We start from the raw sequence: 12,528 nt of genomic DNA, 5'->3' as shown, positions 1-12,528 counted from the left end.
TCAATGAAAGAAACATTCATTCACCCCACCGCGCTCGTAGAGCCGGGTGTGGAACTGGGGCAGGGTGTGTCTGTTGGCCCCTTCTGTCATATTCAGTCTGGCGCCGTCATCGGCGACAATTCGGAACTGATGAGCCACGTTGTTGTAACCGGCGCGACGACGCTTGGTGCCGGCGCGAAGGTTTATCCACACGCTGTTCTCGGTTGCGATCCGCAGAATAACAAGCACAAGGGCGGTCCTACCAAGCTGAACATTGGCGCAAACTGCCTGATCCGCGAAGGCGTGACCATGCACAAAGGGTCCGATAGCGCGCGGGGCTACACCTCGGTCGGCGATAACTGTTCGTTTCTGGCCTATGCACATGTGGCGCACGATTGCGACATCGGCGATCACGTTACATTCTCTAACAATGTGATGATCGGTGGTCATACGACGATCGGACATCATGCGATTCTGGGCGGTGGCGCCGCCATCCATCAGTTTGTGCGCATTGGACATCATGCATTTGTTGGCGGCATGGCTGCGGTTGTGAGCGATCTCATTCCTTACGGAATGGCGATTGGCGTGCACGCCCATCTCGGTGGACTGAACATTGTCGGCATGAAGCGTTCCGGTATGGAGCGCAAAGAGATTCATAATCTCCGTCATGCAGTCCGGATGCTGTTCGACCGTTCAAAGCCAATTCGGGACCGTGCAAAAGACGTTCTGATTGCGATACCGGATTCTCCGGCTGTCATCGACATGATCGATTTCATCAATGTCGATACCAAGCGCGCCTACTGCACACCGCCGCTTGATGCGGTGCACGGCGGAGCCGGGCATGACGGCAACGAAGATTGAGGAACAAACAGCGCGTCTCGCAGATAATGCGGGACGCGTTGCTGTCATTGCCGGTAATGGCTTGCTGCCGATCAGTGTGGCGGACGCCCTTGTGGCTGCTGGACAAAGTCCCTTCCTCGTGCCACTGCGAGGGGAAGCCGATCCGGTACTTTACAAGTATGAGCATCAGGAAATTTCCATCGTAGAGTTTGCAAAACTCGTGCGGTCGATGAAAGCTGCCGGTGTAGAGCGGGTTGTCCTTGCGGGAGGGGTGACCAGCAGACCTCATATTAACGATCTGAAGTTCGACTGGCCTACATTGCGCGCAGTTCCTTATGTGTTGCGTGCGTTGGGGCAAGGCGACGATGCGCTGCTGCGGGCATTTATCGGTCTGCTGGAATCCTTTGGTTTCAAAGTCGTAGGCGCTCACGAAGTCGTCCCGGATCTGCTTTCTCCATTACCGGCCCAAGCGCTTACCCGCACCGCGCCAGATGCCAGAGAGCGTCATAATCTTGAACTCGCGATGGAAGCTGCGCTTCGATTGGGGGATCTCGATGTCGGGCAGGGCGCAGTTGCAGTTGGCGGACGTGTCGTGACGCTGGAAGGGGCTGAAGGCACAGACCAGATGATTGAGCGTGTACGCGAGTTGCGTGCAGCTGGCCGCATACCGCGTCGTGGTGGCGTTCTGGTCAAGATGGCTAAGCCGAAGCAGGACGAAAGAGCCGATCTCCCAACTATTGGAATTTCGACAGTTGATAACGCCGCGAAGGCGGGATTATCAGGAATAGCGGTTGAGGCGGGCAGGACATTCATTCTAGGCTTTGGCGAAACCATCGCGGCAGCCAATGAGAAGGGCCTCTTCATAGAGACTGTCAGTCGCGAGCGAAAGGATATCAGGAAGTGAGCACCACCAGCCGGCCATTGAAAATAGCAATCGTGGCCGGTGAAGAATCCGGTGATCTTCTTGGTGCCGATCTGATTGATGCTCTGCGAAGCCAGACTGACCGGCTGGTTGATATCGTCGGTGTTGGCGGGGATCACCTCGCGGCTAGGGGGATGACATCTTTCTTTGACCCGCACGAGATTGCGCTTATGGGGCTCGGTGCAATTCTGAAGAACTTGCCGGGGCTAATGCGGCGTATCGGCCAGACTGCGCGGCGCATCGTTGCTGAGAAGCCGGACTGCGTTCTTCTGATTGACAGCCCCGAGTTTACCCATCGTGTTGCCCAGAAGATCAGGGCTGCCAATCCATCAATTCCTATTGTGAAATATATAGCGCCGAGCGTCTGGGCCTGGCGCCCGCAACGCGCCAGGTCGATGAAGGCTTATTTCGACCATGTGCTGACTATTCTTCCGTTTGAAGTCGAGGTTATGCAGAGGCTAAGTGGGCCGAGTGCCACTTACGTCGGGCACCGCCTTTCCAGTTATGAGCCGATATTGCAGGCGCGGGCTGAGCAAAAAGCTCTGGAAGCGCAACGAACCGATGGGTCCAGGAAGACATTGCTTGTTTTACCGGGTTCACGTCGCACTGAAATCCAGTTGCTTATGGAGCCGTTCGGACAGGCCGTCGGAGAACTTGCGGCTCGTGTTGAAAAGCTCGATGTCGTTCTGCCGACATTGCCGCGCATCGAGGAAATGGTGCGGGATCTTTCAAAGAACTGGGCTGTCAAACCGCTCATCGTCTTGGGCGATGAGGAAAAATGGAAAGCCTTTTCGAAAGCCGATGCGGCACTCGCTGCCTCTGGAACTGTGTCGCTGGAACTGGCTCTATCCCGCATTCCAAGCGTACTTTCCTATAAAGCGGACTGGTTTGCGCGCAAGTTCTTGATGCCGAAGATTACGATCTGGAGTGCGGCCCTGCCAAATATTATCGCTGACGAACCGGTCGTGCCTGAGTATTTCAATGAGTTTGTCCGTCCGGGGATGCTTGCCCGCAGTCTGGAGCGGTTGATGCGGTCCGGATCAGCACGTCAGGCCCAACTGGACGGATTTGACAAAGTTGCGTCGATCATGGCGACGGAGCGACCTTCCGGCGAGATCGGCGCGCAGGTTATTCTGGAACTGGCTGGCGATACCAGAAACTGATTTCGCCTTTTGCTTGAAATGCTCAAGACGTAAAAAAAACCCGGTTGTTTTGACAACCGGGGTTTTTTATACGTGATTGGTAGTTACTTGCGCTTTGCGAGCGGCACGTAATCGCGTTCGGCAGCGCCGGTATAGAGCTGGCGCGGACGGCCAATCTTTTGCTGCGGATCTTCGATCATTTCCTTCCACTGTGCGACCCATCCAACGGTACGGGCAAGAGCAAAGAGAACAGTGAACATTTCGGTCGGGAAGCCGAGAGCCTTCAATGTGATGCCGGAGTAGAAGTCGATATTCGGGTAAAGCTTCTTCTCAATGAAGTATTCGTCCGTCAGGGCGATCTTTTCCAGTTCCATCGCAACGTCGAGCAACGGATCGTCCTTGATACCGAGTTCGCCTAGAACTTCATGGCAGGTTTTCTGCATGATCTTGGCGCGCGGATCGTAGTTCTTGTAGACGCGGTGGCCGAAGCCCATCAGGCGGAACGGATCGTTCTTGTCCTTTGCGCGGGCAATGAATTCTGGAATGCGATCAACAGAGCCAATTTCCGCCAGCATGTTGAGTGCCGCTTCGTTTGCGCCGCCATGGGCCGGCCCCCAGAGACAGGCAACGCCGGCAGCGATACATGCAAATGGATTGGCACCTGAAGAACCGGCGAGGCGAACGGTCGAAGTCGAGGCGTTCTGCTCATGATCCGCGTGGAGGATGAAGATGCGGTCCATCGCACGAGCCAGAACAGGATTGACCTTGTAATCCTCGCACGGAACGCCAAAGCACATGTGCAGGAAGTTCGATGCGAAATCGAGGTCGTTCTTCGGATACATGAACGGCTGGCCGATATGGTATTTGTAGGCCATAGCAGCAAGCGTCGGAACCTTGGCGATCAGGCGGATGGAAGCGACCATACGCTGATGCGGGTCGGTGATGTCGGTCGAGTCATGATAGAAGGCCGACATTGCACCGACGCAACCGACCATCACAGCCATCGGATGGGCGTCACGACGGAAGCCTGTAAAGAACTTCGTCATCTGTTCGTGGATCATCGTGTGGCGCGTCACACGATAGTCGAAGTCAGACTTCTGAGTTGCGGTCGGCAATTCGCCGTAGAGAAGCAGATAGCAGGTTTCCAGGAAATCACCATGTTCGGCGAGCTGATCGATCGGGTAACCGCGATAGAGCAGGGTGCCTTCATCGCCATCGATGTAGGTGATCTTGGATTCGCACGATGCCGTGGACGTGAAGCCCGGATCGTAGGTGAACATTTGGGAATTCTTGTAGAGTGGACCGATATCAACGACGTCTGGTCCGACAGTGCCTTGTCGCACAGGCAGGTCGAATGTTTTGCCTTCTAGTGTAAAGCTGGCTGTCCTATCTGACATCGTGTTTCCTTTCATGTCCACTTTGCCGCCCGCACGACGGCAGAATTGTAATCGTCGTTATAATTTGTCTTTTATCTTTTGGCATGGTCCCCGAACTGCGGGGACCATCAGCGTTTCACGCATTATCCTAACGATTTTGCCCGTCAAACTATCCCAAACCGTTCGTGATGCAATGCGTAATTTGAACTATTTACGCCGGTTTTGTCACGTCAGCGTGAATGTTTCCACCTTAACCGATTTGATCGCGAACACGTCCAAGTGACTCTTCACGTCCAAGCACGAAAAGCACGTCAAATACACCCGGAGAGGTAGCGCGACCGGTCAAGGCTGCGCGTAGGGGCTGTGCAATCTTGCCCAGTTTCAGTCCGGTTTTCTCTGCGTGAGTCCTTACGACGGCATCAAGAGATTCAGCGGTCCATTCGTCTGCTGCTTCCAGATCCGGGAGTACGGATTTGAGCACGGTACGGCCTTCCTCATTCAGGAGTGAGGCGGCTTTCTCGTCAAGGTCAAGCGGACGGGTAGCGAAGATGAATTTCGATCCGTCAGCAAGTTCCACCAAGGTTTTGGCACGATCTTTCAGACCAGGCATAGCGGCAAGCAATTGTGCGCTTCGCGTATCGTCCAGGGCAGCGGCAATTTCATTCCCGCCTTCGATTTCCGGCAAAACTGCGATGAGTGCATCATAAAGTGCCTTGTCGTCGCTGGCGCGCATATAGACGCCATTGATTGCCTCGAGCTTCTGAAAATCGAAGCGAGCCGCACCCTTGTTGATATCCTTCACGTCGAACCATTCGATCATCTGTTCAGTCGACATGATTTCGTCGTCGCCGTGGCTCCAGCCGAGACGCACAAGGTAGTTGCGCAGGGCTGCAGGCAAATAGCCCATCGCACGGTAGGCATCCACACCCAAAGCGCCATGTCGTTTGGAAAGCTTTGCGCCGTCCGCACCATGAATGAGGGGGATATGCGACATTTGCGGCACGTCCCAGCCCATTGCATCATAGATGACAGTCTGTCGAGCGGCATTGGTCAGATGATCGTCGCCGCGAATGATGTGCGTTACACCCATATCGTGATCATCGACAACGACCGCATGCATATAAGTCGGCGTACCATCGGAACGCAGAATAATGAAATCGTCCAGATCCTTGTTCGGGAAACGCACATCGCCCTGCACTGCATCCTGCACGAGGGTCTCGCCTTCCTGCGGTGCCTTGATCCGAATGACTGGCTTCACACCTGCAGGCGCTTCGGACGGGTCACGATCACGCCAGCGACCGTCATAACGCGGGGGGCGGCCTTCGGCCCGTGCCTTCTCGCGCATTTCTTCGAGTTCTTCCGGCGTTGCATAGCAATAATATGCCTTGTCGAGAGCAACGAGTTCTTCCGCTACTTCGCGATGGCGAGGCGCGCGCTCGAACTGCGAGATGGCATCGCCGTCCCAGTCCAGACCCAGCCAGGTCAGGCCATCGAGAATGGCAGCCGTTGCGGCGTCTGTGGAACGTTCCCGGTCGGTGTCTTCGATGCGCAGCAGCATCTTGCCGCCTGTGTGCTTGGCATAGAGCCAGTTGAACAAGGCAGTGCGCGCACCACCAATGTGCAGATACCCCGTGGGCGAGGGGGCAAAACGGGTAACAACCGGTTTCGACATGATAGCTCCACTATGTCGTGCGCCTTTTTAGAGCAGCGGCAAATGCCGGAGACACAGGCGCGAACTTGAATTCCAATGCCTGCACGAGACTGTCCGGCAGGTAATCGCGGTTCGCTACGCGAACCCACTCGATTTCGGCTGCGGTTCATGTAGCATAGGCAGCAATGTGCGCAAGGGCTTCGCGTTGCTTTCGCACGAATGTGCCGTCGTTCTTTCGGGGTATTCCGGCGGTTTGGACCAACTTTTGCGGTCAGGCGGGGGCATGACAGGCATCAGGGAAGCGAGCGATGCAAACGAACGGGCGCTTGTGAAAAGCATGCCCGACGGTTTGGTGCGCGCTCTGTTGCCAGAGGTCTGGCCTCGGGATGAAACCGGGCTTTCGGTAGATTCACCGCCGGTCAAGCCTTCTGCGCCGAGCCTGTATGAACGGTTCCTTTCTATACCGTCGGTCTCGGGCAGGCAGTTCAAGGCTGCGGTCGAAACTGAGGCGGGACGCGGCGTATACTTTCTTTTGCTGCCGGTTTTTGCCGGTATTGGCGCAATTATCTATTTCACGCTTTCATTCGAGCCTGCATGGACACCGCTTTTGTCCATGCTCGGGATCGCCGTAATAATGCGGATTTTGACGCGCAGGCAATTCGCTGCTGCGCAAGGCGTGACATTGATAATGGCTCTGCTGGCAGGGTTGTTGGTCGGCAAATGGGAGACGGAACGCCGTGCGACACCGATGCTGGGTTCCGATGTGGCGACACGCGTAACGGGCCGGGTTGTCGCGCTTGAATATCAGGATAATGGAAGCTGGCGGATAACGCTTGATGTGCTTCAGACAGAGCGTCCAAAACTCCGTTTTCCACCCAAGCGTATTCGGATCAATGCGAGGGACATACCTGCGTCAACTGCCATCGGCGGTGGACTGACAGGTTTTGTTCGATTGCGTACCCCTTCAGGTCCGGTTCGTCCCGGCAATTATGATTTTTCGTTCCACGCCTATTTCAATGGCATTGGTGCCAACGGGTTCTTTCTCGGAACACCCAAAGTGACGATGGTTTCTCCGCCAGATGAACTGACTGCGGAAATTTCCCAATGGATTGCCATGTTGCGTGTTCGGGTGTCTGAACGAATCGAGGAAGTGATAGGTGGGGAGGATGGCAGTGTCGCCTCAGCACTTGTCGCAGGCACGCGGGCGGGGATTAGCGAGCAGACGAACGAAGATCTGCGCAAGGCGGGGCTTGCACATATCTTGTCGATTTCCGGTTTGCATATGGCGCTTGCGGCCGGAGTCGTCATGCTGTCACTGAGGTCTCTCTTCGCGCTGTTTCCGGCGTTTAGTGTGCGGCATCCCGTGAAGAAATATGCGGCATTTCTCTCCCTGCTAAGCTGTACCTTCTATCTTGCCATGTCCGGTGCGGATGTTGCTGCACAACGAAGCTATGTGATGATTGCGGTCATGCTTGGGGCCTTGCTGGTGGACCGTGCGGCCATCAGCATGCGCAATCTGGCTATTGCAGCTCTCGCCATGATTGCCATTTCCCCGCATGAAATATTGGGACCAAGTTTTCAAATGTCATTCTCAGCCACGGCGGCATTGATTGCCGGTTACGCCGGGTGGAGCGAGTACAACAGAAACAGGCACATTGGCACAAAAAAGCGTGCCAAGGCTCCTCATGGCTTTGCTGGTAGAATTCTGAAACCAGTCACGGCAGCAGCAGGCACTTCTCTCATAGCGGGATTGGCCAGCGGAATTTTTGCCGCTTATCATTTTAACAATACTGCGCCGTTCGGTCTGGTGGGAAATGTTCTTGCCGAGCCTGTAATCGCTATTCTCGTTATGCCGTTTGCCGTTTTCAGTCTCGTTTTGATGCCAGTGCAGCTTGACTGGATGCCCTTGCAGGTCATGGGCTGGGGGATTTGGGCCGTCAGACACATTGCTGCCTTCGTTGCAACTTGGTCGCCCGATGGTAATCCTGGAGCGATGCCCGCGCCTACACTTCTCCTCTGGACTGTTGCGCTCGTTCTGCTCGTTGTGCTTTCCACCAGACTGAAAGCGCTGGCACTGCCTTTCATCATCTTGGGACTGGTGGTTTTTGTTCGTGAACCTTTTCCAGATATCGTGATCTCTGAAGACGCTAAACTGGTCGGGGTTCGATTGGCGGATGGGAGGTTCGCGGTTAATCGAAATCGACCGTCACAGTTTACGATCGACAATTGGAAAACCGCTTATCTGGTCGAGGAGTTTGTTTCGCCGCCTTCGGTTAAAAACGAGAAGCAGGCCAATTATAGCGGCTTCGAATGTGATGACGGATTGTGCACGATTACTTTGCGTGATAGTCGCACACTAGCCTATACGACAGATGTCGCTATGCAGGAGATAGCCTGTAATATCGGGGATGTGGTTATTCTCGCCGTTCCGGGTAAGGACATTACGTGCCGTCGCTCCGCAACGCTCAGTATCAGCAAACGCGATCTGGCGCTGAAGGGGACAGTCGAGATCAGGCTTGGCGAAGGACCAGATAAAAGCCGATCTATTATGACTGTATCGGGCGGGGCGAATGAAACTGCTAAGCCCGAACCGAGCCAGCTAATCTCCAACTTGCAGCCGGGCGACCGAGTGACATATGCAGTCGATGTGCCGAGCCGTCCTTGGCATTTGCATCGCATCCATTCGCGTGCGGCACGCGGCTTGGCCGAACGCGAGTACAAGCCCAAATCCCGACCAGCCAAGAATGCAGCGATCTGTTCATCAGATTCCGACGACGACGCAAATCGCTGCGAATGACTTTCGAGCGCTTCCAGCTAAAACGGAACTATGAATATGCCTGATTTTTCTGCTTTATGTATATCCCTGTGCAGAGCAGCTTCACACTTTTCGTGATGCGCTCTAGTGGTCTGATTCCGACATTTGCATCCCTCGGATATGAGCGCTGAGCAAATGTTGGAATCAAAAAGACCACTAGTGATTTTATGAATCTAGTGGGTTTTTCAAATTTGACGTTTGAAACGGGATTGATCTCGGAAGAGTATCAAACGTCAAATTCAATCCACTAGTAGCGGCGGATCAGGCCGACAAGCTTGCCTTGAACCCGGACTCGGTCGGGGCCAAAGATCCGTGTTTCATAGGCAGGGTTGGCTGCTTCGAGGGCAATAGATGCGCCCTTACGGCGGAAGCGCTTCAACGTGGCTTCTTCGTCATCGACGAGAGCGACTACGATTTCACCCGGATTCGCGGATTCGCCACGCTTGATGATGACCGTGTCTCCGTCGAAAATTCCCGCATCGATCATTGAGTCGCCTCTGACCTCAAGCGCGTAATGCTCGCCCGCGCCGATCATTTCGGGTGGAAGGCTGAGGGAATGAGTCTGGTTCTGAATCGCGGAGATAGGCACACCAGCAGCAATTCGCCCCATAACCGGTACGGATACAGTTCCAGTCGTGTCGTCATTCGTCGCCACAGGGGCAGGGCGCGACGGTGGCGGCGGCGAGGCTTTGCCCAGGCTGCCTTCGATAACGCTGGGAGCGAACTTCTTTTGTGAATTGAGCCCGGGGGCGATGGAATCCGGCAGACGCAACACCTCAAGTGCGCGTGCCCGGTTTGGCAAACGGCGAATGAAACCACGCTCTTCCAGAGCGGTAATCAGACGATGAATACCCGATTTTGAAGCCAGATCGAGCGCCTCCTTCATTTCGTCGAAAGATGGCGGAATGCCCGTTTCTTTCAGACGTTCATGAATGAACAGCAGAAGCTCGTGCTGTTTACGGGTTAACATGCGCGACACCCTCCCGGCCAAGAATCGAGAAAAACAAAACCAGAACGAACACTATATGTTCCAGTCTTGTTCTGCAATGGTTTTAAAACCATTAACGCTCAAGGTGAGATTGAACGGAATGTTTCAGGACGGGGCGATCACTGATACGACACTTTAGTGCCAGATCTGAATAAGATATATTTTAGCATGAGTTAGATCGATTTTCTCATGCTTTAGTGGGAGCCAAGATTCATACTCAATCTATAGCATGAGGACACGACAATCATCCCCGACTGCGGCCTCTGGAGCGTTCTCATTCCTGATGAGAAGTGCTTTCGAGCCGACGAGAGCGGAAAGCATAGACGAATCCTGGAGTGGAAACGGCTTTGCGATCAGCATTCCGTCCGGACCTGATTCGATGGTAGCTCGAATATAGTCGCGGCGATGATCGTTTGCAGACAGAGCAGTACCGAGCTTTGCTGGTCGAATATCCGCATCTAGGCTGGTTCCGGCAAGCTTGGCCACAAGAGGACGGAGAAAAATAAGGCTGCAGACGAGGCTCGAAACAGGATTACCCGGCAGGCCGATGACATGGACGATCTTGCCGTTCTTTTCGATGCGCCCATACATTAGGGGTTTTCCGGGTCGCATGGCGATCTTCCAGAAGTCGAGATTGACGCCCAGTTTCTGCAATGCTCCATGCACAAAATCCCGGTCGCCGACGGAAGCGCCGCCGATAGTCACCAGAATGTCGATGCCGCTTTGCAGGCCATCGGCTATTGCCTGTTCGATTTTGGCGGGATCATCTTGAATGATTCCCTTATCTTGTGGCGTTCCGCCAGCTCGCCTTACGATCTCGGCAATTCCAACACTGTTCGATGCAACAATCTGGTCTTTTCCGGGTGTTTGACCGGGAGGAACCAGCTCATCACCGGTCGCAATAATTGCCACTTTTGGTTTTTGGAATACGCCGATCTTCGCATTACCGCTGGCCGCTGCCAGCGACAGTGCAGCGGCGTCCAACTCACGCCCGCTCGGAATGACGATACCACCGGGCGAAAAATCGAGGCCCGCGCGGCGTATATGCCGTCCTGGCTCTATTCCTTCGTGAACGGTTAGCCGGTTACCCGAACGCTTAGTGTGCTCCTGAATGACAATTGTGTCCGTGCCTGTGGGCAGTGGCGCACCGGTAAAAATGCGAACTGCCTGTCCAATCCCTAATTCACCTTCGAAGCGATTACCCGCTGCCGATTCGCCGATGATATCGAACTCAACAGGATAAGAGATGTCGTTTGGTGCGATCAGGGCGTAACCGTCCATGGCCGACCCGTCGAAAGGCGGCTGCAGAAAATGTGCTAATACAGGTGTTGCAACTACACGCCCACCCGCATCTGACAAAGCGACTTGTTCTGTGCGGTGCGGCTCTGCGGATTTCAGGATGCGGGCCAGAGCTTCATCGACGGGGAGAAGGGACATGGCGTTTCCTCTCGAACTGAATTGTAGACCCGTCTAGATCATGGAATCCGTGCGAAACAATTGATCCAGCGCAAAGTTTAGCGGTTTATGCCTTCCAGTTACCTGACTTGCCGCCGCTCTTTTCGGTAACACGGATCCCGCCGATCTCCATATGCTTGTCGACGGCTTTGGCCATGTCGTAGATCGTAAGACACGTGACTGAAACAGCGGTGAGGGCTTCCATTTCCACGCCGGTACGTCCCTTGAGCTTGGCGAGTGCGCGGACGCGCAAACCGGGCAGTGCCTGATCCGGTTCAATCTCAACAGCTACTTTGGTCAGCATCAGCGGATGGCAGAGGGGAACCAGGTCGGAGGTCTTTTTGGCCGCCATGATGCCCGCCAGACGCGCCGTGCCGATGACATCGCCCTTCGCGGTATTGCCTTCCAGAATGAGCGCCAGCGTTTCCGGCTTCATTTTGACCGATCCTTCGGCCATGGCTTGACGTTCCGTCTCGTCCTTGGCCCCAACATCCACCATATTGGCAGCGCCGGTCTGGTCGATATGCGTAAGCTTGGACGTCATTGTTCAAGCCTTGCCGGTCAGAAGCTCGCGCGTCGCGGCTGCGACATCTGCCTTACGCATCAGGCTCTCGCCGATAAGGAATGTCCCGATTCCCGACTTCTCCAGACGCAGGCAATCTTCGTGTGTGAATATGCCGCTTTCACCAACCAGAATACGATCGGAAGGAGCCATCTTCGACAGGCGTTCGGAAACGGCCAGATCGACCTCGAATGTACGCAGATTGCGATTGTTAACGCCGAGCAGATGCGATGAAAGCTTCAATGCGCGTTCCATCTCGGCTTCGTCGTGCACCTCAATGAGTGCATCCATGCCGAGTTCGAATGCAGTATCTTCGAGCGCCTTCGCCAAATCATCATCGACGCTCGCCAGAATGATCAGAATGCAATCCGCACCCCAACTACGGGCTTCGTGTACCTGATAGGTATCGAACAGAAAATCCTTGCGTAGGGCAGGGAGACTGCAAGCGTTGCGAGCTGCCGTTAGAAATTCGGGTGCTCCTTGAAATGAAGGCGTGTCAGTCAAAACAGAGAGACATGCAGCACCACCGGCTTCATAGGCTTTTGCGAGTGTGGGCGGATCAAAATCAGGGCGGATCAGGCCTTTCGATGGACTTGCCTTCTTGATTTCGGCGATCAGCGCGAATTCACTGGTGGCTCGTTTCGCTTCCAATGCCTTGAGGAAACCACGCGGCGCTTCCTGGTCCTGCGCTCGTGCCTTCAAATCAGCGACTGTGCGCTCGGCCTTTGCAGCGGCGATTTCTTCGCGCTTGTAAGTCTCGATTTTGCGCAGAATGTCGGTGGACATGACTTAATCCTT

At 54.7% G+C, this 12,528-nt stretch carries 10 protein-coding genes; 4 read left to right on the top strand and 6 right to left on the bottom strand.

The features are described 5' to 3' along the window. Nucleotides 1-3: 3 nt before the first annotated feature. From lpxA to lpxB, 3 genes are read left to right on the top strand one after another with little or no spacing between them, the layout of a single operon-like run. Nucleotides 4-840 carry an acyl-ACP--UDP-N-acetylglucosamine O-acyltransferase gene (gene lpxA, locus F9K94_RS03110; protein WP_151643618.1) on the top strand — a complete coding sequence of 279 codons (837 nt, stop codon included), beginning with the start codon at nt 4-6 and terminating at the stop codon, nt 838-840. Continuing rightward, a complete protein-coding gene (locus tag F9K94_RS03105) occupies nt 821-1,723 on the top strand; it encodes an LpxI family protein (RefSeq protein WP_151643616.1) in 903 nt (300 codons plus the stop codon). Before lpxA ends, F9K94_RS03105 begins: the two co-directional genes overlap by 20 nt. Then, nucleotides 1,720-2,904, top strand: a complete 1,185-nt coding sequence (gene lpxB / locus F9K94_RS03100) for a lipid-A-disaccharide synthase (protein ID WP_151643614.1) — start codon at nt 1,720-1,722, stop codon at nt 2,902-2,904. Before F9K94_RS03105 ends, lpxB begins: the two co-directional genes overlap by 4 nt. Before the next feature lie 83 nt (nt 2,905-2,987). On the opposite strand, the gene gltA is transcribed toward lpxB, so the two are convergent. Both gltA and gltX read right to left on the bottom strand, forming a co-directional pair. Next, complete coding sequence (gltA, locus tag F9K94_RS03095) at nt 2,988-4,280, bottom strand: citrate synthase (protein WP_061346486.1); 1,293 nt, start codon at nt 4,278-4,280, stop codon at nt 2,988-2,990. A 229-nt stretch (nt 4,281-4,509) separates the two neighbouring features. Next, the gene (gene gltX / locus F9K94_RS03090) at nt 4,510-5,931 is read right to left on the bottom strand and encodes a glutamate--tRNA ligase (RefSeq protein WP_151643612.1); all 1,422 of its coding nucleotides are present in this window, start codon (nt 5,929-5,931) and stop codon (nt 4,510-4,512) included. Between the two features lie 262 nt (nt 5,932-6,193). Here gltX and F9K94_RS03085 point away from each other — a divergent pair, with 262 nt between their 5' ends. Beyond that, complete coding sequence (locus tag F9K94_RS03085; RefSeq protein ID WP_151643610.1) at nt 6,194-8,707, top strand: ComEC/Rec2 family competence protein; 2,514 nt, start codon at nt 6,194-6,196, stop codon at nt 8,705-8,707. A 265-nt stretch (nt 8,708-8,972) separates the two neighbouring features. Here the strand turns inward: F9K94_RS03085 and lexA are convergent, their stop codons facing one another. From lexA to trpC, 4 genes are all read right to left on the bottom strand, one after another. Beyond that, nucleotides 8,973-9,695, bottom strand: a complete 723-nt coding sequence (gene lexA / locus F9K94_RS03080) for a transcriptional repressor LexA (RefSeq protein WP_151643608.1) — start codon at nt 9,693-9,695, stop codon at nt 8,973-8,975. A gap of 240 nt (nt 9,696-9,935) precedes the next feature. After that, nucleotides 9,936-11,150 carry a molybdopterin molybdotransferase MoeA gene (locus tag F9K94_RS03075; protein ID WP_151643606.1) on the bottom strand — a complete coding sequence of 405 codons (1,215 nt, stop codon included), beginning with the start codon at nt 11,148-11,150 and terminating at the stop codon, nt 9,936-9,938. An 85-nt stretch (nt 11,151-11,235) separates the two neighbouring features. Further along, nucleotides 11,236-11,712 (bottom strand): cyclic pyranopterin monophosphate synthase MoaC, encoded by a 477-nt coding sequence (moaC, locus tag F9K94_RS03070; RefSeq protein WP_061346211.1) that lies wholly within the window; start codon nt 11,710-11,712, stop codon nt 11,236-11,238. A gap of 3 nt (nt 11,713-11,715) precedes the next feature. Then, nucleotides 11,716-12,516 carry an indole-3-glycerol phosphate synthase TrpC gene (gene trpC, locus F9K94_RS03065; RefSeq protein WP_061346212.1) on the bottom strand — a complete coding sequence of 267 codons (801 nt, stop codon included), beginning with the start codon at nt 12,514-12,516 and terminating at the stop codon, nt 11,716-11,718. Between the last annotated feature and the right edge of the window lie 12 nt (nt 12,517-12,528).

The organism is Brucella tritici (assembly GCF_008932285.1).
Lineage (GTDB): Bacteria > Pseudomonadota > Alphaproteobacteria > Rhizobiales > Rhizobiaceae > Brucella > Brucella tritici.
This window is presented reverse-complemented; position numbering and strand designations above follow the sequence as displayed.